General features: G+C 31.4%; 24 protein-coding genes and 1 other RNA gene. 12 read left to right on the plus strand and 13 right to left on the minus strand.

The window, feature by feature from the left end; genetic code table 11:
- Position 1 precedes the first annotated feature (1 nt).
- On the plus strand, positions 2–640 hold the full coding sequence (locus tag ACQ654_RS25015; RefSeq protein ID WP_430413136.1) for a response regulator: 639 nt from the start codon (positions 2–4) through the stop codon (positions 638–640).
- 45 nt (positions 641–685) lie between these two features.
- On the opposite strand, the gene ACQ654_RS25020 is transcribed toward ACQ654_RS25015, so the two are convergent.
- Entirely contained in the window at positions 686–2,311 is a 1,626-nt protein-coding gene (locus tag ACQ654_RS25020) for an ABC-F family ATP-binding cassette domain-containing protein (protein ID WP_430413137.1), read from the minus strand.
- A 169-nt stretch (positions 2,312–2,480) separates the two neighbouring features.
- On the opposite strand from ACQ654_RS25020, the gene ACQ654_RS25025 reads away from it, so the two are divergent.
- Positions 2,481–3,899 (plus strand): TlpA family protein disulfide reductase, encoded by a 1,419-nt coding sequence (locus ACQ654_RS25025; protein ID WP_430413138.1) that lies wholly within the window; start codon positions 2,481–2,483, stop codon positions 3,897–3,899.
- Between the two features lie 127 nt (positions 3,900–4,026).
- Here ACQ654_RS25025 and fsa read toward each other — a convergent pair whose 3' ends face one another.
- Positions 4,027–4,680, minus strand: a complete 654-nt coding sequence (gene fsa, locus ACQ654_RS25030) for a fructose-6-phosphate aldolase (protein ID WP_430413139.1) — start codon at positions 4,678–4,680, stop codon at positions 4,027–4,029.
- A 333-nt stretch (positions 4,681–5,013) separates the two neighbouring features.
- On the opposite strand from fsa, the gene ACQ654_RS25035 reads away from it, so the two are divergent.
- Complete coding sequence (locus ACQ654_RS25035; protein ID WP_430413140.1) at positions 5,014–5,253, plus strand: hypothetical protein; 240 nt, start codon at positions 5,014–5,016, stop codon at positions 5,251–5,253.
- A gap of 247 nt (positions 5,254–5,500) precedes the next feature.
- On the opposite strand, the gene ACQ654_RS25040 is transcribed toward ACQ654_RS25035, so the two are convergent.
- From ACQ654_RS25040 to ACQ654_RS25055, 4 genes are read right to left on the minus strand one after another with little or no spacing between them, the layout of a single operon-like run.
- Positions 5,501–6,133: a hypothetical protein gene (locus ACQ654_RS25040; RefSeq protein WP_430413141.1), complete on the minus strand. Its 633-nt coding sequence runs from the start codon at positions 6,131–6,133 to the stop codon at positions 5,501–5,503.
- Between the two features lie 20 nt (positions 6,134–6,153).
- The gene (locus ACQ654_RS25045; RefSeq protein WP_430413142.1) at positions 6,154–6,381 is read right to left on the minus strand and encodes a VF530 family DNA-binding protein; all 228 of its coding nucleotides are present in this window, start codon (positions 6,379–6,381) and stop codon (positions 6,154–6,156) included.
- Positions 6,374–6,775 (minus strand): hypothetical protein, encoded by a 402-nt coding sequence (locus tag ACQ654_RS25050; RefSeq protein WP_430413143.1) that lies wholly within the window; start codon positions 6,773–6,775, stop codon positions 6,374–6,376. Before ACQ654_RS25050 ends, ACQ654_RS25045 begins: the two co-directional genes overlap by 8 nt.
- Before the next feature lie 10 nt (positions 6,776–6,785).
- The gene (locus ACQ654_RS25055) at positions 6,786–7,346 is read right to left on the minus strand and encodes a hypothetical protein (protein ID WP_430413144.1); all 561 of its coding nucleotides are present in this window, start codon (positions 7,344–7,346) and stop codon (positions 6,786–6,788) included.
- 183 nt (positions 7,347–7,529) lie between these two features.
- Between ACQ654_RS25055 and ACQ654_RS25060 the strand changes: the two genes are divergently transcribed.
- Positions 7,530–8,060 (plus strand): hypothetical protein, encoded by a 531-nt coding sequence (locus tag ACQ654_RS25060; RefSeq protein WP_430413145.1) that lies wholly within the window; start codon positions 7,530–7,532, stop codon positions 8,058–8,060.
- Positions 8,061–8,074: 14 nt separating this feature from the next.
- Here ACQ654_RS25060 and ACQ654_RS25065 read toward each other — a convergent pair whose 3' ends face one another.
- Complete coding sequence (locus tag ACQ654_RS25065) at positions 8,075–8,881, minus strand: SDR family oxidoreductase (protein WP_430413147.1); 807 nt, start codon at positions 8,879–8,881, stop codon at positions 8,075–8,077.
- Positions 8,882–8,958: 77 nt separating this feature from the next.
- Positions 8,959–9,056, minus strand: an RNA gene (gene ffs, locus ACQ654_RS25070) — signal recognition particle sRNA small type.
- Positions 9,057–9,142: 86 nt separating this feature from the next.
- Here ffs and ACQ654_RS25075 point away from each other — a divergent pair.
- Positions 9,143–10,207: a glutaminyl-peptide cyclotransferase gene (locus ACQ654_RS25075; RefSeq protein ID WP_430413148.1), complete on the plus strand. Its 1,065-nt coding sequence runs from the start codon at positions 9,143–9,145 to the stop codon at positions 10,205–10,207.
- A gap of 97 nt (positions 10,208–10,304) precedes the next feature.
- Here the strand turns inward: ACQ654_RS25075 and ACQ654_RS25080 are convergent, their stop codons facing one another.
- From ACQ654_RS25080 to ACQ654_RS25095, 4 genes are read right to left on the minus strand one after another with little or no spacing between them, the layout of a single operon-like run.
- A complete protein-coding gene (locus tag ACQ654_RS25080; RefSeq protein WP_430413149.1) occupies positions 10,305–10,955 on the minus strand; it encodes a response regulator in 651 nt (216 codons plus the stop codon).
- Positions 10,952–11,722 (minus strand): sensor histidine kinase, encoded by a 771-nt coding sequence (locus tag ACQ654_RS25085; protein ID WP_430413150.1) that lies wholly within the window; start codon positions 11,720–11,722, stop codon positions 10,952–10,954. The genes ACQ654_RS25080 and ACQ654_RS25085 overlap by 4 nt, the downstream gene beginning before the upstream one ends.
- The gene (locus ACQ654_RS25090) at positions 11,689–12,351 is read right to left on the minus strand and encodes a hypothetical protein (RefSeq protein ID WP_430413151.1); all 663 of its coding nucleotides are present in this window, start codon (positions 12,349–12,351) and stop codon (positions 11,689–11,691) included. The genes ACQ654_RS25085 and ACQ654_RS25090 overlap by 34 nt, the downstream gene beginning before the upstream one ends.
- Before the next feature lie 6 nt (positions 12,352–12,357).
- The gene (locus ACQ654_RS25095; RefSeq protein ID WP_430413152.1) at positions 12,358–13,131 is read right to left on the minus strand and encodes a hypothetical protein; all 774 of its coding nucleotides are present in this window, start codon (positions 13,129–13,131) and stop codon (positions 12,358–12,360) included.
- Between the two features lie 243 nt (positions 13,132–13,374).
- Between ACQ654_RS25095 and ACQ654_RS25100 the strand changes: the two genes are divergently transcribed.
- The 7 genes from ACQ654_RS25100 (at position 13,375) to ACQ654_RS25130 (ending at position 21,550) form a co-directional block, all read left to right on the plus strand.
- Positions 13,375–13,656, plus strand: a complete 282-nt coding sequence (locus tag ACQ654_RS25100; RefSeq protein WP_430413153.1) for a hypothetical protein — start codon at positions 13,375–13,377, stop codon at positions 13,654–13,656.
- A 178-nt stretch (positions 13,657–13,834) separates the two neighbouring features.
- Positions 13,835–15,010, plus strand: a complete 1,176-nt coding sequence (locus tag ACQ654_RS25105; RefSeq protein WP_430413154.1) for an MFS transporter — start codon at positions 13,835–13,837, stop codon at positions 15,008–15,010.
- A 108-nt stretch (positions 15,011–15,118) separates the two neighbouring features.
- Positions 15,119–16,300: a carboxypeptidase-like regulatory domain-containing protein gene (locus ACQ654_RS25110; protein ID WP_430413155.1), complete on the plus strand. Its 1,182-nt coding sequence runs from the start codon at positions 15,119–15,121 to the stop codon at positions 16,298–16,300.
- 81 nt (positions 16,301–16,381) lie between these two features.
- Positions 16,382–17,947, plus strand: coding sequence for a hypothetical protein (locus ACQ654_RS25115; RefSeq protein WP_430413156.1), 1,566 nt, complete (start codon positions 16,382–16,384; stop codon positions 17,945–17,947).
- A 21-nt stretch (positions 17,948–17,968) separates the two neighbouring features.
- Positions 17,969–18,247: a hypothetical protein gene (locus tag ACQ654_RS25120; protein ID WP_430413157.1), complete on the plus strand. Its 279-nt coding sequence runs from the start codon at positions 17,969–17,971 to the stop codon at positions 18,245–18,247.
- Positions 18,248–18,431: 184 nt separating this feature from the next.
- Positions 18,432–21,056: an NACHT domain-containing protein gene (locus ACQ654_RS25125; RefSeq protein WP_430413158.1), complete on the plus strand. Its 2,625-nt coding sequence runs from the start codon at positions 18,432–18,434 to the stop codon at positions 21,054–21,056.
- 134 nt (positions 21,057–21,190) lie between these two features.
- On the plus strand, positions 21,191–21,550 hold the full coding sequence (locus ACQ654_RS25130; protein ID WP_430413159.1) for a hypothetical protein: 360 nt from the start codon (positions 21,191–21,193) through the stop codon (positions 21,548–21,550).
- 6 nt (positions 21,551–21,556) lie between these two features.
- Here ACQ654_RS25130 and ACQ654_RS25135 read toward each other — a convergent pair whose 3' ends face one another.
- The gene (locus ACQ654_RS25135) at positions 21,557–23,269 is read right to left on the minus strand and encodes an FG-GAP-like repeat-containing protein (protein WP_430413160.1); all 1,713 of its coding nucleotides are present in this window, start codon (positions 23,267–23,269) and stop codon (positions 21,557–21,559) included.
- Between the last annotated feature and the right edge of the window lie 28 nt (positions 23,270–23,297).

The raw sequence follows: 23,297 nt of genomic DNA on the forward strand, positions 1-23,297 counted from the left end.
TATGATAAAGGTATTGATAATAGATGATCATTATTTATTTGCGGAAGGTGTAGCATCATTATTCAAACCTGAAGACGGTATTGAAGTTGTTGCACACACACAAAATGGAAACAATGCGCCTTCTATATTAGAAAAAACAGAAATAGATGTCATTTTAATGGATATTGATATGCCAGCTATTGATGGCATAGAAACCATACATTTACTACAGAAAAACGGTTTTGATACACCAATATTAATGCTTACCATGCATTTATCAATACAAAAAGTCAGAGATTCCTTAAAAAGTGGTGCGCAAGGTTATATTATTAAAGATGCATCCAAATCAGAGCTTATAGAAGCGATAAAAGTTACGAGTCAAAGAAAAAACTATTTCCACACCAAAGTAAACGATCAAGTGTTCGATTATTTTAGAGGACGAAATAGAAACAATACCATCGTTGACGAGCTATCTAGCCGTGAAAAAGAAGTCGTTAAATGCTTGGCAGAAGGCATGAATAGTAATGCCATTGCCGAAACTTTATTCATAAGCAAACATACAGTAAAAACGCATCGAAGAAACATTATGCATAAGCTTAATGTTAAAACGTCTGCCGAACTTATAAAGTTAGCTATTGAAAAAAAAATTATAGATATTTAAAACGTACACCTTTTGGAGTATCTCTTTAATGAATACAATTCACCTTTACGCTCCATACATTTTTTCACGTTGTTCTTTTATCTTCTTATCATTCATATAATCATCAAACGTTGCATAACGATCAATAACGCCAGTTGGTGTTAACTCTATGATTCTGTTGGCAACTGTTTGTGCAAATTCGTGATCATGTGTTGTGAATAATACCGTTCCTTTAAAGTTTTTTAACGAGTTGTTAAACGCCGTAATGCTTTCTAAATCTAAGTGATTTGTTGGTTCATCTAACATTAATACATTTGCTCTAATCATCATCATACGTGATAACATACAACGTACTTTTTCTCCTCCTGATAGTACACGTGCCGTTTTTAAGGCTTCTTCTCCACTGAAAATCATTTTTCCTAAAAATCCGCGAACAAATACTTCTTCACGTTCTTCTTCCGTTTTTGACCATTGACGCAACCAATCAACCAATGACAAATCATTATCAAAAAATTGTGAGTTATCTACTGGTAAATACGCCTGTGAAGTTGTAACGCCCCATTTATACGTTCCAGCTTCAGCTGTAGCATTTCCATTAATAATTTCGTAAAAAGCACTGGTAGCACGAGAGTTTTTAGAAATGATTGCTACTTTATCTCCTTTAGCAAGATTGATATCTACATTTTTAAATAATGTTTCACCTTCTGCACTTGCCGCTAATCCTTCTATATTTAATATTTGATCTCCAGCTTCGCGTTCTCTGTCAAAAATAATGGCAGGATAACGACGACTAGATGGTTTAATGTCTTCAACTTTTAAACGTTCTAACATTTTTTTACGAGACGTAGCTTGTTTCGATTTTGCAACGTTGGCACTAAATCGCATAATAAATTCTTGCAATTCCTTGGCTTTGTCTTCAGCTTTTTTGTTTTGCTGTGCACGTTGTCTTGCCGCTAACTGACTACTTTCGTACCAGAATGTATAGTTTCCACTATAGTGGTTTATTTTTGAGAAATCGATATCAGAAATATGTGTACAAACTGAATCTAAGAAGTGTCTATCATGCGAAACTACAATAACACAGTTGTCGTAGTTTGCTAAGAAATGTTCTAACCAAGAAATAGTTTCAAAATCCAAGTCGTTTGTCGGCTCATCCATAATCAATACATCTGGATTTCCAAAAAGAGCTTGTGCCAATAATACACGTACTTTTTGTTTACCGTCCAATTCACCCATTAATGAGTAATGATTTGCTTCCGAAATTCCTAAGTTTGATAATAAAGCGGCGGCATCTGAATCGGCATTCCATCCATTCATTTCCTCAAATTCTACTTGCAACTCTCCTACGCGTTCTCCATCTTTATCTGAGAAATCAACTTTAGCATAAATATCATCCATTGCTTTTTTAATTGCAAACAATGGTTTGTTTCCCATAATTACAGTCTCCAACACTGGATATTCATCATATGCATAATGATCTTGCTCTAGTACAGACATTCGTTTGCCAGGCTCAAGATGTACATGTCCCGAAGTTGGGTCCATCTTTCCTGATAAAATTTTTAAAAACGTAGATTTACCAGCGCCATTAGCTCCGATAACACCATAGCAATTTCCTTGATTAAACGACGTATTTACTTCATCAAATAAGATGCGCTTTCCAAATTGTACGGATAAGTTAGATACAGATAACATTCTTTATTATTTTTTTCTTTTTATATATTGCGCAAAAGTAACAATTTAGATTGAACATTGCCATTGTTTGTCTTAACGTTTTGAGATAGATTTTTAACAGCGTGTTAACAGCATATTGTATTTGTGTTGGTTAGATTTGTTAAAACTTGAAAAAGTTGGTACAATTACTATGAAATATATTAGCCCTTTATTACTTTTTCTAATCTGCTTTGGCTGTAGTGAATCCAAGAAAGAAAGCGATAAAAATGTTGCTTATTTTGGTGGTGAAATCATCAATCCTAGTGACGAATATGTGCTTTTGTATCACAAAGATGAACTTGTCGATTCATTACGACTCGATGAAAACAATCGTTTTTTGATTAAGCTAAAAAATCATGAAAATGGTTTATACAAATTTTACCATCATCCTGAACATCAATATGTTAATTTAGAAAAAGGCGATAGTTTATTATTGCGTTTAAACACGTTAGCTTTTGATGAATCGCTGTTTTATTCGGGAAAAGGTGCTGAAAAAAATAATTTTTACACCGAATTGTATTTATCTGAACAACAATACAGAGACAATTCATTATACAAAGACTGTAAGTTAACTCCTGTTGCTTTTGAAGAGCGTATTGATTCGGTATACACGTTTCGAAAACAACGAAATGAAGAGTTTTTTACTCAGAATCCTACAGTATCTGTCGACTTTAAAAATTTCATCAATAATGTAATTACGTATACAAAATATCGATACAAAGAAACGTATGAAAATACAGCTCATGAAAGAGTAAACGATTCTATTCGTATACCAAAAGATTTTTTTAAATATAGAAAAGAAATCAATTTGAATGATTCTACTCTAAATTATTACGTTCCGTATATTAGGTATACAATGCAATATATTAATAACGAATCGTATAGTGAATGTATTCGAAAATCATTGAAACCAAATACAAAAATCAATACTTCGCTTACCTATAATATGAACAAGCTAAAATTGATTGATAGTTTGGTTAGTTTGCCAAATGTTCGGGATCAATTGTTACGCTACACAGCATATTCATACTTTAGAAATAATCATTCAGACATTGATAAGAATAATGAATTCTTTAAGATGTTTCAAGCAATATCACACAATTCAGAATCTAAAAAAGAAATTGCAAACCTACATGAAGGTATTAAAGATTTGCAGAAAGGAAGTTTCTTCTCAGATAAAATTTATGTACAAGATTCTAAATATAACAAGGTTGCTGTAAATAATCTAAGTTCTAAAAAAGGAAAAACTTTGTTCTATTTTTGGACTTCTAGACAGCCTGGACACAAGAAATTAGTCACGCGAAAAATTAAAGTATTAGCAAAAGAATTTCCTAATTTGAATATTGTTGGAATCAGTTTAGATACCAATCACAAACGTTGGAAACGTGCTTTACGAGAATTAGAATTTCCTGTTAGCAAACAATACCGTGTTACAGATGATGAAAGTCTTTCCAGAGATTTTGGATTAATCAGTATCAACAAATTGATTATTACAGACCAAAACGGACGTATTATTGATGCGTTTTCAAATATCTACAATACAGATTTAAGAGATCAGTTGAAGAAATAATCACTACATTCTATTCTCTATAAAAATTATAAAAACAATTTATAAAAAAAGCATCTCAGAAATTTCTAAGATGCTTTTTTATGTTGTGAAAAGTATATGCAACTTTTACATGTATACTTACAAAATACTAGTTTCCTTTCTTGTAATCTGCTAAAAACTTAGCCAATCCAATATCTGTTAACGGGTGTTTCAATAAACCTGTAATTGACGATAATGGACCTGTCATTACATCTGCACCAATTTTAGCACAGTCAATTACGTGCATTGTGTGACGTACAGAAGCCGCTAAAATTTCAGTTTCAAATCCGTAGTTATCATAAATCATTCTAATTTCTGCAATAAGATTCAATCCGTCTGTAGAAATATCGTCCAAACGACCAATAAATGGTGATACAAACGTTGCTCCTGCTTTTGCCGCTAATAACGCTTGTCCGGCAGAAAATACCAACGTTACATTCGTCTTAATTCCTTTATCAGAAAAATATTTACACGCTTTAATTCCGTCAGCAATCATTGGTAATTTTACCACAATTTGCGGATCTAAAGCGGCCAACTCTTCTCCTTCTTTCACCATTCCTTCAAAATCTGTTGCAATAACTTCTGCAGAAACATCTCCTTCTACAATTTCGCAAATAGCTTTGTAATGGTTTATGATGTTTTCCGATCCTGTAATTCCTTCTTTCGCCATTAATGACGGATTCGTAGTTACACCATCTAAAATTCCTAATGCTTGCGCTTCACGAATTTGATCTAAGTTAGCTGTGTCGATAAAAAATTTCATTGTTCTGTATATTTATTATATGAAAGTTGTGTTTTCTTTTTTGGGCGTTTTGTCAGGCTATCCGTTATATCTTTTTTATACCAAACGTCTTTGCGAGAATTTTTTGAAAATTCATGGCAATCTGTTTTATACAAGTAACAAATTACTTCGTCGCAAACTCCTCGTAATGACACATCAAAATATAAAAAAGGATGTCACTGCTATCCTGAACGCAAATTCCGTGTAAAATTACAATATTATAGAATGTGAAAACAAACTTACAGAATAGAATAGTTCGTGAGTTATTAACATTGAACTTTTGTAAACTTTCAAGATTCAATCAAAAATTAAAAATTGAAACCAGTTTATCTTCAAAAACCACTATACAAACAAAGCAAAGCAATTGTATCAAAAAAATCCGTGTACAGCGACAAAAAGCCAAAGAAACATCCAAACAAAACAATTTCTTCTCCAAATGCCGCAGAAATCCAACTAAAAGCTACGCCTAACAAACAGGTTTTCCAATCGTCTTCTAGGTTTTCAAAACGACAAGACAATAATTTTGAGTTCGCCTTTCAGACTTCTCAAAATTAAGATCAGTAAAAAAGCCTGCATTACACAGGCTTTTACAATCGAGGTTTCAAAGTATGCTACTGCTTGATACATTTCAAGACAGTAGTATGAGATACAGTTTACTTCTTCTTTAGAAATATTGACTTTTATAACAAATAAATAATCTATTTATTACTGTAAATTACGATAAAATGAATAGAAAATTAACCAAAACATGTGTAGTTGTCATGTAAACGTGTAATGTTGGTATTTTTTGATTCGTTCTAAATCAATTAGGAGTTTCTAAAGTTGGTGATCTAAATTTCTCTAATACATTATCTGTGAGATATACATCGTGTTCAGATTTTTCAACTAGTATATCTAAGAAGCGGCGAAATTCTTCTATTTTGTATTCTTTAAAAGGAATTCGTATATCTGATTTTTTCTTAAAACCGAGTTCAAGTTCTTTCCAAGGTTTTTTGATTCCTATATAATTAAGATTATTCAAATCTCGCTTTTGTAACCAAGGATTGTTGAATGTAAGCGTGTTTCCGTCGATAAAAATAGTGATTGGCTTTTTCTTTTTGTAGACAAAAATCATCAGTACATCTATTAATATGATCATCAACCACATCACAAGAGAAATAAAAGCAAACGTATTAAATCCTTCTTTATAAATATCCGGTATTAAAATAAACGACCATATGATTGCCATTAGTAAATTTGATTTATTAAAAATTTTACTATGACTTTTCATTGTAAAATCGGCACTGAAATTATTCTTCAACACAGACAATTCCCATAGCAGAAGCACTACAGTAACACATGCTACCAATACTATATTTGCAATCATGGGGAAGTCTGAAAAAATTCCATACATCATAATTGAAAGTAAGAGTAGTATTATTGCAGCGTATTTCATGTAGTAATTAAATGTGTATTTTAGTTTATTTTCTGAATTACTTTTAAATATAAATTTTCAACTTTTGTACGCGCCCAAGGTGTTCGTCTGAGAAATTTTAAGCTTGACTTTACAGAAGGATTGCTTTTAAAACAATTGATATTGATTCGATTTCCTAATTCTTCAAAACCATAATAATCAACTAAAGTTTCTACAATTGCTGCTAATTTTATTCCATGTAATGGATTGTTGGGTTGTTGATTACTCATTATTTAAAATTCTTTTATATTCATAGCGTAGATTTTTTTCTGTCAATTTATCTTTCAACGTCAAAACATCATTTTGTAGTTTCAATATTTCAAATTTGCGAAGCCCAATCGTTAGTAAGTTATTTTTAAGAGTATATGAAGCTTCTAAAAGAAAATCTTGCAAAGTCATTACCAAGACGTCATCTTTTTTAAAACTGAGTAACACATCCGAATTTATAAGCGCATCTGCGGCGTGATCGACTGAATTACTTGAAGATTTTGGTTTGTCAGTAGCTTTAAAAGATTTAGTTTGTGTACTTAATTTCCACGTACCAATAATTTCTTTGTTAAAATCTGTTTGTGCATTGCTAAAGTTAATTCCGATTAGCAAAAAAAGTATAATTGTGATGCGCATATGTATTTTTTTATAAAGTTTCTATTTCAATATGTTTTTTAAAATAATCAATAAACCAGAATAAATCATCTAATAAATAGTGTTCGCTTTCTTCATCTAAACCCAATACTAAATGTTTTTGATTGTTGGTAGCTATTAAAAATACTTTTCCTTCAAAAATTTCATTATCAAGCTTCTTTGTCATGTATTCAAAGTCTTTCACATTGGTGGCGTCAAAACGTTGTATCTGATCATTTTCTACAATCGTAATTCCTTTGTCATCTAATACTTTTCGATTCTTGTTCGCTTTCAATTTAGACATAATTCGAAGACCATTTACAATAGCAATACCCACTAAAAACACAAGTGTTGCCAGAATTTTAATGTCTATTCTTTCTGAATAATTTGCTACAGAAGTTATAAAAAACATTCCTATTCCTACAGCAACAATAAGTGGTAAAAACACCAATCCGAAAAGAACCGTCAAATCTAGTTTCGCATTTGATATAATGATTTTTCCATTTTCCTTTGAAAATGATATTTTTAAGCGCTTCAGTTTAGATTCTAATAAAAAAGTACTTGAATTATTCATGTGCCTTTGCGTAAGTTTTAATAGTTCAAATATATCATGATTTACCTAGATCAGTTGTACATTTTTAGGAAATGTTACACGAATTTGAAAAATGAAGTTACTATTTTTCAACGTATTTTATTATATAGCACATGTAACATTTTTCAAAAATTTTCCACTTATATACCATAAAACAGAAAGATTATGAAGGAATTTTTGGAGAAAATACAATTAATACGACAAAAACAAATTAAACTAGCTGTAGACAAATCCGTGTTTATTAGAAACTTTAAGGAAAATATTGACGAAGGCAGTATTGGTACGTTCTCTAGTGCTTTTGAAGCGTTTTCTTCAAGTAAAAATAGATATAAAGGAAATATTACACAAAATACTTTTGAACTCAGAAGACGTAGAGAACTATTTGATAGAACTAGTTATTTAGCGCGTGTTAAAGGTACATTTAGACAACAAAATGATCAAGTTGTGATTGATACCGAAATCAATGGATTTAGCAACTTTCTGATTCCTTCTTATGTACTTATTACGGTGTTTTATTTATTTTTCATTTTCATGATTATGACAAATGTCGAATCGATTGGCTTTCCAGTACTATTTATTCTTTTTCACGCCGTATTAATGTATGCAATTCCATATTTTATAATTCGAAAACGTGTAAAAAATACAGCAATTGATCTTGAGAAAGAATTATTTTTTATGACGAAAAAAGATATTTAGATCACGCTAATTCATTACAACTTATAATGATTCATTAACATTTTTTCATATACTTTATCGGGAAGAATTCGTTTTAATACTATAGAAAACTTTTGCATAAACGCACCAACTTTATAATGAATTTTTGGTGTGTTGGTTTGAATTATATTCAACACAGATTCCGCCATAATTTTTGGATCTGAACCTTCATCTACATGCGAATCCATTTCCGTAAGCATATTTCCGTACACTTCTTTATATGGAGAAGCGTCAAAAACTGGCGTATGATAACGTCCAGCCGCAATATTTGTAGCAAAATCACCTGGCGCAACGTTTGTAATTTCAATCCCAAACATTTTTACTTCCATTCGCATGGCTTCCGTTACCAACTCTAAAGCGCCTTTTGTGGCAGAATAAATTCCTCTGTATGGCAATCCCATATAGCCCGCAATTGAAGTTACATTGATGATTAATCCGCTTTTTTGCAAGCGCATTTGTGGCAAAACTGCTTTCATTACGGCAATTGGGCCGTATAAATTGGTTTGAAATGCTTTGTGAATTTCTTCAGCTGGCGTTTCTTCAATCGGTCCTGTAATTCCAACACCAGCATTATTAATCAGAATGTCAAGTCGTCCTTCTTTTTCAATAATCGTAGCAACAGCTTTCTGTATCGTTTCTGCATTTCTAACATCAAGTGCAATCAAATTAAATGCATTAAAATCTGTAAACTTAGCAGGATTTCTACTTGTTCCGTAAACAATATATCCTTTTGATGCGAGTAAAATTCCGATAGATTTCCCTATTCCTGATGAACCACCAGTAATTAAGACCACTTTTGACATTGTGTTGTGTTTAGGTTATTTTTTTACAAATATGCTCAAAAAAAAGGAGAAATTGAACCTTGACTTTAGGGAATAAAAAAAGGCAAGCTACCTACATCACACCGCTCAACCATTTACCTTTGCTGCGTTCCCGCCCTGGAGGATTCAACAGGAGCTGGTTGTGTAGGACTTGCCGATGCAAAGATAAAATGTTTTTACATTTAAGCAACCATTTTTTAAACTGATTTTAATGAATTAACTTGCCACAAATAAAGTATTCCAATGAAATTATATAATGTATTCATAATCATATTTTTAAGTTTAACAATTTTTGCGTGTGGTGACGAAAAAAATTCCAATACGCCTAATTTTTCTTTAAAAATTGATGGGAAATCAACAAAATTTCCTTTAAAATCGTCTATAAAAGCGATTGTTGTCAATAAAAATGAGCAAACTGTTACTGAAGTTAGCTATACTATAAATGATCAGAAATTGACAAATTCGAGCTCAAATCCGTTGGTTTTAGAAACTACAATTCCTGAAGACTTCTTACTTGGTAATCAAATTTTGAAAGCTACAATTACGTTTGCAGATGGAAAAACAGAAAATATTTCTAAAAAATTGATGATTTTATCAGATAAAGCACCAAAAATTTACACGTATAAAATTGTCAATACATTTCCACACGATCAAAAAGCATACACGCAAGGTTTGGAGTTTTACAGAGATACTTTATTTGAAAGTACGGGACAACATGGCGAATCTTCCCTACGCAAAGTAGATTATAAAACAGGAAAAGTATACCAAAAAATTAATTTAGACCGTGTGTATTTTGGTGAAGGTATCACTATTTTGAATGATAAATTGTACATGCTTACATGGCGTTCGAAAGCTGGTTTTGTGTTTAATCCGAATACGTTAGAGCGTTTAGACACCTTTTTATATCAAGATAGTAAAGAAGGTTGGGGATTTTGTAATGATGGAGAAAAACTATACAAGAGTGACGGAACAGAGAAAATCTGGATTTTAAATCCTGAAAATTTAGAAGAACAATACGCAATTCAAGTGTGCGATAATAAACGTTCTTATGTAAAGGCAAATGAGTTGGAATATGTTGATGGAAAAATATTTGCCAATAGCTACCAAAAGCAAAGTATGATGATTATAAATCCTAAAAATGGCGCGCTTGAAGGAATTATTGATTTTAGAGGTTTGAAAGAGAAAGTAACCAAACATCCGGCAATTGATTATTTCAACGGAATTGCTTACAACGCAAAAACAAATACGTATTTCGTAACTGGAAAATATTGGGATAAGCTTTTTGAAGTAGAGATTATTGAAAAGTAGTATGTTAGTATCTTGGAAACGCTATGCTTTGGTATCGCTGCGCTCTTGGATTATTGGATTGTTGATTTGAACATAATTGACAACCGATAACCAACAACTAAATTTTCACAATTTCATTTTTAATAGCTAACACGACCAAACCTGCTGTGTTTCGAACATTTAGTTTGGCGAGTAATTTTTTTCGATGTCCTTCAACCGTACGAAAACTAATGAAAAGCTTCTCTCCTATTTCCTTGGCGGTGAATTCTTTACAGATCAATTCTAATACTTCTGTTTCACGTTCGGTAAGATCAAAAATTGGATAGTCTGCATTTTGTTTTCCTTTGTACATCATTACTTTACGCATGATATTTGTGATTTTGTTATTGAAATAATAATCGTATTCTATCACACAACGAATGCAATCAATTACTTCTTCAGGACTGGCATTTTTCATTAAATAACCATTTACACCAAGTTCAATCATTCTAATAATATGGCGTTCTTCTTCATGCATGGTTAGTACAATTATTTTTATATTCGGATATTCTTCTAACAGTATTTTTGCCGTTTCGTATCCGTCCATTATTGGCATTCTAATGTCTAGCAATATCACTTCAGGTTTTACAATAGAGTTTCGTAATACTTTTAAAAAATCGCTTCCATTTGATGCTTCCAAGATGATTTCTATGTTTTTTTCATCTTGTAACATTGCTTTTATTCCTTCTCTAAAAAGCAAGTGATCGTCTGCCAATCCAATTCGTATCATATGTGTTTTTTTAAATCTAAAGTTGTACTTGTACCTTTTCCTATGTGTGATGAAATTGTAAGTTTTGCGCCTAAAATCAACGCTCTATCGTATATATTTCGCAATCCGGCACCTTTTTTTATCGTTTCTTGATCAAATCCATTTCCATCATCTTTTACGAGTAATTTAAAATTTGTATCACTCGTTGTGATTTGTATTGAAACCATTTTAGCGCCTGCATGTTTTACCGTGTTGGTGATCAATTCTTTTGTGATTCTATAAATGGCAAGTTCATGTGAAAATTTTAATCGTTTTTCACTTCCATTCCATTCGTAGTGCACAGAAAGTAATCCTGTTTCGTTTATGGTGTAACATAAATCGCTTAATGCTTCGTTCAAGCCGAAATCTTCTAATGTTGGCGGCATGATGTTGTATGAAATCTCACGAACTTTTTTCAACAAACAATCCAATTGTTTCCGAATTGTTTCCGATTGCGTAACCACTGCTTCGTTTTCAGCAGTTTCCTTTTTCAATCGTGAAACACTTAATAAAATGGTAGATATTCCACCGCCAATTTCATCATGTAAATCTGCCGCAAACCGTTTTCGTTCTTCATCTTGAATTTCTACAGCACTATTTAGTAATTGTTGTTGATGCGCTAATTTTTGTCTTAACAAACGCTTTTTATATATCAATACAAAACCAACAATAGCAATGGCTAGGAAAAACATTCCCAACATGCCACCATATAAAACTAACGAAGTTCCTTCTTGCGCTTGATTAACCATATTCCAATTGCAATTAAAAGATAATGAATTATTAAAAATAGTCCGTGTAATGCCCAAGCTTCAAAAAATTTCTGTGTAGAAAGTTCTAACAGAAAGTTATTTGAAATAAATAATAAGAAAGATCCTGAAAAGTAAACCAATACACCTGCATTGATCCAAAATACAGGATGTGTTTCTAATTTGACAATTTTACCATTTACAAACACTTTGTAATACCATGCAATTCCGAAACATAGTAAAAATGCGCCTTCCAACGATCTGCTGAATGAATTATACATTTCTAACGATTGCCAACAGAGTGTATTTGTGATAGAAAATAGAATGAAAATTACTAGTAAGATTATAATGATTCTTTTTACTATTTGTTTTTTAAATAATTGATAATAAAATAGACTCCAAAACGCATATTCCAACACAGTGTATATGTGCAGTAGATACATATTGTTTGCTCTATTTTGATATAGAAGATACGCACTGTATGAAATAATAACCGAAACAATGAGCAAGCTTCCTACTGTCCAAAATAGCTTTGTAAATCGCTTAAATCGGAACAACATAGCGACCACTGGCAATCCTAAAGACAGCTGTGCTATTTCACTAAAAGTTGCTAAAAATGTTTGTGTGAGCATATGTTTTTATGATAAATTACAAGGGCGAAATAAAGCACTTTTTATACTGCACGAACCTTCTCCATTGCTTGTACATGGTGCTTTTGTATTGACAAATACTTCTTCTGTTTGAATATCTTCGTAATATGCTTTGTTACTTTCAGAATTTTTAGCGCCTATAATTATAACACGATGTACTCCGTTTTCCAATCCAAAGTATACGCGTAACGCATTTGCTTCTTTGAATTCTCTGAAAATTGAATCTAAGTTTTCAATATCAAAATAGATAGAAATTAACTCTTTTTCCATTTTACATTGCCAAATTTCTACACGATCTATAGCATCTTGTTCACTAATTGCGCCCAAATCTATCATGCAATCTTCTTCCGTGGAATGTTGTACTGTTTTTAGTTGTGTAGAAGTCATTTTCATAGGTTGATTCGTTCTCCCATGAAATAACTCACTTTCTGGATCACATAGTTTTGGACATGGTAAGGCAAAATCATAAATTCCGCTAACTTCTGTTAAATCTTTAGTAGAATCATCTGAATAAATAACATCTTCATTTAATGCATTGACACCAACAACAATCATATCTGGAGCGGCTTCTTCATCTTCTTTTTCAGTAATTCCTATATAAAAACGGACTCCGACAACATCTGTTTGTTGCGCTAAACATTCAATATCATTTTTATGAAACAAAAATGCTTTCAAAATATTTTCTTTTTGCCAATTTTCTGTCAAAACAGCGGCTTCTCCTAACTTTATTTTATCAAAGTTTGCAATTGGTTCTTGTAACATCTTCTATTTGTTTTAAAGTTTGATACAAAATTACTGAATACAATCGCGTTTAATATACGTATTTCTACGCATTTGCAGTCTGAAAACTAGTGTTTTAAATCACGTAAAAGCTATCTTTCACATACGTAAAAAACTCCATAATTTTGGTTCATATCAAATTTAATATTGAATTGAATACTTAGCGCTAAGGACAAAATTGATATTAAATAAAACAATTATTAATCATTTTTAAACCTTAACATTATGTCAACTTATTGCGGAACTATCACATCTAGTGGTCAAATTACAAGTAATGGAAACTTTTCATGTCAGTACAATTCTAGTCAGCAGAAATATACTATAAATTACAATGGAAATGTCAATGCTGGTGCATCCTTAGTTGTATCACCAACACAACAAGTTCCAGGATTAAGCTATATGTTATATCCATACACAAACGGATTTACATTGCAAGTATTTCAGGATGTGAACGGCGTTTTTACACCAATAGCAAGTAGTGCTAATTTTATTGTAAAAGAACTGTAAATACACAATCAAAAAAAAGCGTAGAACTCCTTTATTTATGTTGAAGTAAAGGAGTTTTTTATGGTATTAAATTTAAAAAACCATCTATAAACAGTTTTTAGATTGAGTAATAATATTGTAGTTTTAGGCAATAGTTAAATTTTGAAAATAACAAAACCAATAACGCATACTACAATTAATGAAAGTCCCTAAATATATTCTTCCAACCATTGTCATTTCTCAATTTTTATGTACTTCATTATGGTTTGCTGGAAATGGAATTATGTCCGAATTGAAATCCAATTTCAATCTTGGAGAAAGCGCTTTAGGATACCTCACATCTAGTGTTCAGCTTGGATTTATTGTTGGTACATTAATTTTTGCGTTGTTATCCATAGCCGACCGGTATTCGCCATCCAAAGTTTTTATGGTGTGTGCTTTTTTAGGAGCCGCATTCAATATTGGCATTATTTGGGAAGGAAATACATACGCTACGATTCTTGCTTTTCGATTTTTAACAGGTTTCTTCCTTGCGGGCATTTATCCTGTAGGTATGAAAATTGCCGCAGACTATTTTGACAAAGGACTTGGTAAGTCGCTAGGATATTTAGTTGGTGCGCTTGTTATTGGAACTGCACTACCACATTTGCTAAAGGATATGAAAGGCAACTTACCTTGGGAATCTGTTTTAATTAGCACGGCTAGCTTGGCTATAATAGGAGGTATATTAATGATAAGTTTCGTTCCCGATGGACCACATAGAAAACCAAGTCAGCACATAACTATTTCCGCTATTCCAAACATTTTTAAAGAATCTAATTTCCGAGCTGCAGCTTTTGGGTATTTTGGACACATGTGGGAATTGTACGCTTTCTGGGCATTTGTTCCTATTATATTGCAAATTTATACTGAAAAACATACTGAAATCGTTTTTAATATTCCGTTGTTATCCTTTGTAGTTATTGGAATTGGCAGTTTGGGTTGTGTCGTAGGCGGCTATTTAGCACAAAAATTCAACGTTAAAAAAATTGCCTTTCTATCATTGCTTTTATCATGTGTGTGTTGCTTTTTGTTACCGTTTATGTTTTTTGTTGAATCGCAAGTCCTCTTTATTGCTTTTCTCCTTTTTTGGGGAATAGTCGTCATTGCAGATTCGCCACTTTTCTCCACATTAGTTGCTCAAAATGCACCGTTAGCGTTAAAAGGTACAGCACTGACGATTGTAAATAGTATTGGCTTTGCTATCACCATCATTAGTATTCAGTTATTAAATGAATTGAGAATCATAACTGATACGCCAATTGTTTTTATCATTTTAGCGTTAGGACCTATAGTTGGTTTATTAGCCATACGAAAAAGAAAAAAGTTGTCTTAAATTTTTATGTGAAATATAAGTTCACTCATTGAAAAAACCACTTCACTCATTGTTGGTTTTATACCTATGTTTTTTGTGTTTTATTTGAATTGTATTTAAAACTGAAGCATGAAACATCCAAAAATAACAATAAACATTCCCGAACCTTGTCACGAAGATTGGAACAAAATGACGCCAACTCAGAAAGGAAAATTTTGCGGAGTTTGCACAAAAGAAGTCGTTGATTTTACCGCAGAAAGTGATGAAGCTATTGTAAAACATTTTCAGAAAAACGATACTGTTTGTGGACGATTTCACAATTCACAGCTAAATCGAAAATTAATTGTCGATCGAAAGAAACGAAATCATTGGGTATCGTATGCCGCTTCGCTCCTATTTCCAATGGCATTGCTTTCGCAAGAAGTAAAAAAAGATATAAAACATACTCCAAAAACCATTCAAACTGATAGTAGCTACACTTCGCTAAACATTGGATCGCTTCCTAAAATAGTTAAAAACGATACGATTTCCGTTAGTGGAATTATTTCAGATGATACTGGATTTCCATTGCTAGGTGCAACGATAAATATTAAAGGTTCAAAAACTAAAACTACTACAGACTTTGATGGAGTTTATCAAATCGACGTAAAAAGAAATGCTGTTTTAGTAATTAGTTATGTAGGATATAAAACTGTTGAGATCAAAGCAACCAAGAAAAATCATAATTTTTCATTAGAGCAAGTTAATAGCTTAGTTGAAGTTCAACTACCTCCATATCATTATTCAAGATTAGGAAAAGTAAATATAGGTTCGATATCAATTGTAAAGTCTGAAGATATTAAGGTTCAAACTGATAGTTTAACTGTTAGTGGAGTAATTACTGATAATACTGGATTGCCACTGCCAGGCGCAACAGTTCAAATAAAGAATACAAAAAAAGGTGTAACCACAGATTTTGATGGTAACTATAAAATTAACCTAAAGAAAAATGATATTCTTATCTTTAATTATGTTGGTTTTGAAACTCTTGAAATTAAAGCCACAAAAAATAACCATGATGTACAATTAGCGCTTGGAGACTTTTTAGGTGAAGTTGTTACAGTTGGCGGAGCTATGACAACTTCCAGTTGGATAGAGCATTCTGAAAGATCGTTGACGAAGGAACAAAAAGAAAATAAAAACCGTATTGAAAACTACTTTGCTTTTCAAAAGAAAAAATGGAAAGAGAAACGTGAAAAACGACGTGCCAAAAGAGCCGCTCGCAAAGCTAAAAGAACTGCAAAAGCCGCTGAAAATAAAAAATCAAGCTGAAACAATAATAAGAACTTCAAAAAGTTATATTTTTACGGATAAATGTATCTATAAAGGATATATTATTATTAAAATATTACAATGAAGAAACTTTTATATACTTTTTTAATCTTAGGTATTGCAATACTTTGGAGTTCATGTCGAAAAGATTTTGTAACGGTTCCAAGTTCAGGACAACTTGAATTCTCTAGAGATACTGTGTATTTGGATACAATTTTCACCAACATAGGATCAAGTACATACAACCTGAAAGTATACAACCGAAGTGACGACGATATTAACATTCCTACGATTCAATTGGGTGAAGGCGAAACGTCTAAATATCGCTTAAATGTTGATGGAATTCCTGGAAGAGTATTCCAAAACATTGAATTACTAGCAAATGATAGTTTGTTCATTTTTGTAGAAACTACGGTTAATATTAACGATTTTGCAAGTGGTGATCAATTTTTATATACAGATGCGATCGAGTTTGACAATGGTGGAAATCAACAAAAAGTAGAATTAGTCACACTTGTACAAGACGCCGTTTTTCTATATCCGCAACAATTTGATGATGGAACTATTGAAACCTTACTTTTAGGTGTTGATGATGAAGGAAATGAAACACGAATAGAAGGTTTCTTTTTAGAAGATACAGAACTCAATTGGACCAACGACAAACCATATGTAATCTATGGTTACGCCGCTGTTGGTCAAAATAAAACATTAACCATTGATGCTGGCGCACGCGTGCATTTTCATGCGAATTCTGGTTTAATAGTTGCCAACGAAGGTTCATTACAAGTCAATGGAACAACAAGTACTACGGAAGAATTAGAAGGTGAAGTTATCTTTGAAGGCGATCGTTTAGAACCTGGTTTTGCAGATGTTCCTGGACAATGGGGAACTATTTGGCTTACGGACGGAAGCACGAATAATGTAATCAATCATGCAACGATAAAAAATGCTTCTGTAGGAATCTTAACAGAAAATAATGACGGAACTTCAAATCCTACATTAACCTTAAACAATTCACAAATTCATAACAGTGCAACCGTTGGTTTACTAGCACGCACAGGTTTTGTAGAAGCTACTAACACGGTAATTGGAAGCGCAGGACAAGCTTCATTATACTGTAATTTAGGCGGAACATACACATTTACACATTGCACATTTGCAAACTATTGGACCAATAGTTTTAGAGTATTTCCAACGGTCTTATTAGATAATTACTTTGATTTAGGAGATGGAAGTTTTCCACTTACGGAAGAATTAAATGCTACATTTTTAAACTGTATAATTGATGGAAGTAACGGAATTGAGTTAATATTAGATAAACGAGAAGGTGATGATTTAAATTATAAATTTGAAAACTGTTTGATCAAATTTAATGATCTTCAAAACAGATTTACCAATGATCCGTTATACAATTTCAACGAGCCAACTATCTTTAAAGACAACCTATTTAATTTAAGTGCTGACTTCAAAAACACGGAACTAAACGAATTTAATATTGGAGCTACATCTGGTGCTATTGGTGTCGGAAATCTAGCAACAACGACAATGTTTGCGCCACTAGATATTTTAGGAACAACACGTACGACTGCGCCTAATGGTAAAACTGATGTTGGTGCGTATCAAAATGTTACTTTTGATGATGATTAGTAACAATGACTTTAAATAAAAATGACAACAACAAAATCAAGTAAAATAACTTTAATAGTTATTGCAATAGGAATCTGGACTATTGTTTTGCAAAACACTGGAATTATACCTACAAAACAGAATGTAATTGTTCACGGAGGATATATTGATGCAGATGTAACTGGTTCAGTAGAAATTGATAATGCTATTGAAATTGATGACATAATTGATATAAATATTAAAGAAATTAATGGATACAATAACGCTTTTTATCCTGATTCTGATGGAGCATATATGGTAGTTCCTGTTACGAATCGATAAAACAGAAAATATAACCTTACAACGAAAAGCATCACAAAACAATAACACGGTTTTATGATGCTTTTTTTGATTTTATGTATATCATTATAAAGGCTATATTTTTATGATTTTGATTTTAAATAATATTCTTATAGTTTTAGCAATGAAATGTTTATAATTAAAAGTGAATTTTCATTCAAATAAAATGACAGATAAGATAAAAAAAATATATTCCGCAATTCAACAATATCCTGAAAATGAACTAACTAAAACTATCATAATACCAACTTTAGAAAAATTAGGCTTTTTAAAAGTTGAATTTTATGGAGGTATAGATGAAGAAGGAAAAGATATACTCTGTTGGAAAAAAGATCCTTTAGGTGATATTTCACTAATAGCTGCACAAGTCAAACACTTCAAGTTTACAAATAAAGCAAGTGGAGGAACTAGTTTTCAAAATGTTGTTAACCAACTCACAATGAGCTTACAAAAAAGAGTTCAATATTCGGATAAATCATCTCACTTACCTGAACAGGTATACTTAATATCTTCATATGAAATAGATTCTAAAAATATCAAAAGTAGATTTTCAGACTATCCAGATGTAAACCAAAATAGGATAAAGATTATTGATGGTTATAAACTATCCGAGTTGATTTTAAGAAATAATCCAGAAATTATTAGTGAATTAATAAATGAGGAAATCGACTTATCTTATTATTCTCCTCATAATTTAACAAACGATATTTTATTAAAAGCTTTAGGATTTCATAAAAAAATTAATTTAAAATCTATATATACTGATATTGATTTTTCATTGGGAAAACATACAACAAAATTATTTTTTAATTTAGAATTTAAAGGAATAATTCAAGGCTTTAAATTAGAAAAAGTTGATTGGGAGAGTTTTAAAGACACAATTCAAAAACTTGATAATCATAATATTAATATAATTTTAAACGAAAATATTCCAGATATTGAATCTCATTACAAGGCTCAATTAAAAAACTTTGAGAAATGGTCTTACATACAAATTTCACTTACTGACGAATTAAAAAGTAATGAAATAACATTTAAAAAATATGTTAAGGAGAATGAAAAAAATTGGAACCGTTACAGAATGACACAAATAAGTCATAATAAATTATTAAAAAAGCAAGCTAAATTAATTTCTAAAAAAAATTCTCTTTCTTTAGAGATTAGAAAAGAATTTTCTGAATTGAAAAAATTAAAAATTCAACTCAAAAAAGTTTTAGATGTAGAAGAAAAGATAGAAAAATTAACACGGTCAATTGATTCACATTCATCTAAAAAACCTAACCCATATTTTTGCTTTTCAATAAATGGAGTTGCTACAGAAAAGCTTCTAGAAAAAGATAAGTTTTTTATTAAAAATGAAATTAATAAATTTAATTTTACAACACCCTCTAATCATGATTTGAAGAGTTATTTACAAAAATGTGATACTATTTTTAAACGAAGTTCAATAATATTGAGTAACAATCAAATTTTAAAATCTCTAGGAATAAATAAAGAAATTGTCTTTAGGAAGTCTTTAGATTCAACTAGATTTAAATTACCCATTGATAAGATATTCGATACTAGTTTAAATCTTGTATTATTGGGGGAAGCTGGAGCTGGCAAAACAACAAGTTTACAAATGTATGCCATCAATAATAAAGAAAACGAAGAAAGAATAATTCTTTGGACTCCATTAGCTAGATTGGTGCAGAATTGGTCAATGAACAATAATAAAACTGAATTACTAGTAAAAATAAAATCTCTAGACTTAGCGATATATGAATATTTAAGATCAAAAAATATTGATATAACTAAAAACGATTTATATAGCTTACTAAACGGGAAAAAAGTTGTTGTTTTATTTGATGGGTTAGATGAATCTATAAAGTCAAATGAATGGCTCCCAGAAGCAATAAATCATTTAGCAAAAAAGTTTTCAAAATCATTACAAATAATAGTAACATCTAGAATGACAGGAGAGTATATTGAAAAACTGCAATTTTTAACAGTTACTTTATTACCATTCACAAAGGAACAAAGAAATCAATTCATCAATAATTGGTTCAATGATAATAACTGTGATGCAAAAGAGAGAATATTAAAACATTTACAAAAAAATAAGTCAATTGATGAAACTACAAGAAATCCTTTATTAACAACAACATTATGTGTTTTAGCAAAACATGACTTGCCTTTACCAAATACTGAAATAAAACTATATGATAACAGATTGAAACTTCTCGCTGGCTACTATGACAATGTTAAAAATATTCCTTCAAGAATTTCAACAACACCGCACAACCTTGAATATTTAGCAAAAAAAATTGCATTCTATTTGCATTCAAAAAATATCAGAGAATTAGAATACAAAGAATTAGAAAAATTTGTTGTAAAAAGATTTAAAAAAACTTTTTCTGCTGAAATAGTAAAAATTGCATTAAAAGAACTCATAGATCCATGTAATATATTAGTACCAATGACAGATACAGGAAAATTCGGATTTGGTCATTTAAGATACCAAGAACACTTAGCTGCATCTGAGTTATTGACAAATCGTAGTATCAATATAATATTTTTAATGACCCAAGATTGGTGGAAAGAAACATTATTATTTTTTGCCCAAATGAGTGATGATTTAACTTGGATGGCTAAAGATGTTGGATTTTATTTAAATGAGGATAAATTTACAGAAACTTTAAATGAAATAATTAAATTAAGACCCGAAGAGGAACAAATTAAATTTAGAGCATTGACTGAGGAATTTACTGAAAACTTTAATCTATTTTATAATGAAGATGAATATTTTTAATAAAAACTAAAAAATATAACCATACATCGAAAAGCATTATAAAGCAACAACCGAGTTTTATGATGCTTTTTTTATTTGTATATTAGAGTACACAATAAAAACAAAGAATAGTTTAACACAAAATTTAAAAAAACATGATCGAATTTATTTTTGACATTGCAAATATTCTTGCAGGAATTTTACTCGGAATTACAGCACTTGACAAACTTGATGGAGAAAGCAACTTCTTCAACAATATCGCAAAGAAATTAATGCCGTTTACAACCGTAATTGGTGGTATTTCTTTAGGACTGGGAGTTTGGTATTTGCTTGGTTTTAGACATATTTTATACTCAGCAGTAGCTATTGCTGGCGGTTTGTTATTATTAACACATGTATTAAGTCAAATTCCAGCAGTTGGTGATGCTTTGGTAAAAGTTTCGAAAAAGTTAATGCCGTTTAAAGTAATTGTCGGAATGGCACTTTTAATCTTAGCAATTTTATACCTTATTTAAGTGACACTAATTAATCACTACTTTCTGAACTGTTTTACTTTTTTCGGTGCGAATTTCTAAAAAGAAAATTCCACTTACCAAGTTTGAAACATCAAGTTTTGATTGCAAACCTTGTGCTTTTTGAGTAAATACTTGTTTGCCCAAACCATCAAAAATAATAAGTGTATACGGTTCTGAAACTGTAGTTGATATAAAAAGATAATCCGCTGTCGGATTTGGATAAACGTTGAATGTAGAAGCGTTTTCTTCGTTTACGCCTAAAGTACTTCCTTCGATAACTGTTAACAATTGATTTGCATTTACGTTGGTATAAGTGTCCGTTATGCCACTTGGCCAGAAAATTTCTAGCATGTCAATTGTTGTCGCTGTTTCCAATCCGAAAATTTCTGTTGCAGAGTTCTGTCCAAGAAAAGCTTCTCCGCACAATACATATCTGTACATAGCTTCTCCATTTATAGTAGCTTTGATGCGCGCGCCAATTCCAGCCTTATTACTGGTAGTTCCATTTAGCTTTACTTTTAACCAATTATTGGTTCCGCCAGTATTTCTCCATAATGAATTGTTATCTGGTGCCAAATTGATTACAACAAAATCTTGATAACCATCGTTATTTATGTCACCAATTGCATTGGAAAAGCTTGTATAAGCATCATTTGCAAAACCTGCTCCAGTTGGTATTGTATAGTTATAATTTGTATCACATTCGTAAAAAGCAGTAGTCAGCAATGGAGAAGCCGGATCATTAATCATGCTACATACATACAAATCTAAATCTGTATCATTATCAGCATCCAAGAAATTTGCTCCCCAACCTATACTGTTAAAAATTGTTCCTGTAGAAGCCGCTACATCCGTAAATGTTCCGTCACCATTATTTTTTAATAAATGATTTCCTTCGGCGGTATTTGTTACATAAATATCTAAAAAACCATCATAGTTGTAATCGTCAATTGTGGTAGACATTGCATTTGCCGCAACGCCTGCGCCTGAAGTTAAACTTACATCTGTAAAGGTTCCGTTTCCGTTATTTTTATAGAGAATATTTGTATTGGCAAATCGATCATTGGAAATATAAATATCTAAAAAACCATCATTATCGTAGTCAAAAAATACGGCACAGAATGATAAATGCCCAACCGAACTGATTCCAGCAATTAGAGAAACATCTGTAAAAGTTCCGTTTCCGTTATTTCTATATAATTGATTCGGAATGATTTTATTGGTGTCTTTATTACTTAAAAATACATCTAAATCGCCATCATTATCATAATCGCCAAAAGAAGCACCGTAGGTAAACAAAGTCGTTGTTGGAAATCCTGCAAAGGTAGTAACATCTGTGAAGTTAAAATTTCCATCGTTGTTGTATAATTTGTTCGAAGCATTAACGCGTGTAACAAACAAATCATTGTCTCCATCATTATCATAATCAACCCATAACACTTGTTTGGAATGATTTGGAATGGTAATATTGAACGTTTCTTCTACAAACGTACCCGCATTATTTTTGAAAAATCGTACAGGGAAGTTTTCTTTACTCGCAAAGGTTAAATCGTCCCAACCATCATTATCATAGTCATAGAAACTAACGCCGCCAAGTTGCGTGTTAGTATTTCCTGTGATATTTATACCTAGTTCAGAAGCTTTGTCTTCGAAGAGTACTTGTGCGCTTGTCAGGGAACAAAACAAGCAGGTTAATACAGCAATAGTATAACTTTTCATAATTGCAATTTTTACATCTCATTGCAAA

Origin of the sequence: Kordia sp. (genome assembly GCF_965283645.1) — a bacterium.
Classification (GTDB): Bacteria; Bacteroidota; Bacteroidia; order Flavobacteriales; family Flavobacteriaceae; genus Kordia.

Coding starts and splice junctions, on each gene's coding strand:
- ACQ654_RS25065 (WP_430413147.1), bottom strand. CDS start 8,881: ATGTCAAAAGTGGTCTTAATTACTGGTGGTTCATCAGGAATAGGGAAA.
- ACQ654_RS25050 (WP_430413143.1), bottom strand. CDS start 6,775: ATGCGCATCACAATTATACTTTTTTTGCTAATCGGAATTAACTTTAGC.
- ACQ654_RS25025 (WP_430413138.1), top strand. CDS start 2,481: ATGAAATATATTAGCCCTTTATTACTTTTTCTAATCTGCTTTGGCTGT.
- ACQ654_RS25040 (WP_430413141.1), bottom strand. CDS start 6,133: ATGAAATACGCTGCAATAATACTACTCTTACTTTCAATTATGATGTAT.
- ACQ654_RS25100 (WP_430413153.1), top strand. CDS start 13,375: ATGTCAACTTATTGCGGAACTATCACATCTAGTGGTCAAATTACAAGT.
- ACQ654_RS25105 (WP_430413154.1), top strand. CDS start 13,835: ATGAAAGTCCCTAAATATATTCTTCCAACCATTGTCATTTCTCAATTT.
- ACQ654_RS25125 (WP_430413158.1), top strand. CDS start 18,432: ATGACAGATAAGATAAAAAAAATATATTCCGCAATTCAACAATATCCT.
- ACQ654_RS25115 (WP_430413156.1), top strand. CDS start 16,382: ATGAAGAAACTTTTATATACTTTTTTAATCTTAGGTATTGCAATACTT.
- ACQ654_RS25045 (WP_430413142.1), bottom strand. CDS start 6,381: ATGAGTAATCAACAACCCAACAATCCATTACATGGAATAAAATTAGCA.
- ACQ654_RS25130 (WP_430413159.1), top strand. CDS start 21,191: ATGATCGAATTTATTTTTGACATTGCAAATATTCTTGCAGGAATTTTA.
- ACQ654_RS25090 (WP_430413151.1), bottom strand. CDS start 12,351: ATGCTCACACAAACATTTTTAGCAACTTTTAGTGAAATAGCACAGCTG.
- ACQ654_RS25095 (WP_430413152.1), bottom strand. CDS start 13,131: ATGTTACAAGAACCAATTGCAAACTTTGATAAAATAAAGTTAGGAGAA.
- fsa (WP_430413139.1), bottom strand. CDS start 4,680: ATGAAATTTTTTATCGACACAGCTAACTTAGATCAAATTCGTGAAGCG.
- ACQ654_RS25080 (WP_430413149.1), bottom strand. CDS start 10,955: ATGATACGAATTGGATTGGCAGACGATCACTTGCTTTTTAGAGAAGGA.
- ACQ654_RS25135 (WP_430413160.1), bottom strand. CDS start 23,269: ATGAAAAGTTATACTATTGCTGTATTAACCTGCTTGTTTTGTTCCCTG.
- ACQ654_RS25120 (WP_430413157.1), top strand. CDS start 17,969: ATGACAACAACAAAATCAAGTAAAATAACTTTAATAGTTATTGCAATA.
- ACQ654_RS25015 (WP_430413136.1), top strand. CDS start 2: ATGATAAAGGTATTGATAATAGATGATCATTATTTATTTGCGGAAGGT.
- ACQ654_RS25085 (WP_430413150.1), bottom strand. CDS start 11,722: ATGGTTAATCAAGCGCAAGAAGGAACTTCGTTAGTTTTATATGGTGGC.
- ACQ654_RS25020 (WP_430413137.1), bottom strand. CDS start 2,311: ATGTTATCTGTATCTAACTTATCCGTACAATTTGGAAAGCGCATCTTA.
- ACQ654_RS25110 (WP_430413155.1), top strand. CDS start 15,119: ATGAAACATCCAAAAATAACAATAAACATTCCCGAACCTTGTCACGAA.
- ACQ654_RS25055 (WP_430413144.1), bottom strand. CDS start 7,346: ATGAATAATTCAAGTACTTTTTTATTAGAATCTAAACTGAAGCGCTTA.
- ACQ654_RS25060 (WP_430413145.1), top strand. CDS start 7,530: ATGAAGGAATTTTTGGAGAAAATACAATTAATACGACAAAAACAAATT.
- ACQ654_RS25075 (WP_430413148.1), top strand. CDS start 9,143: ATGAAATTATATAATGTATTCATAATCATATTTTTAAGTTTAACAATT.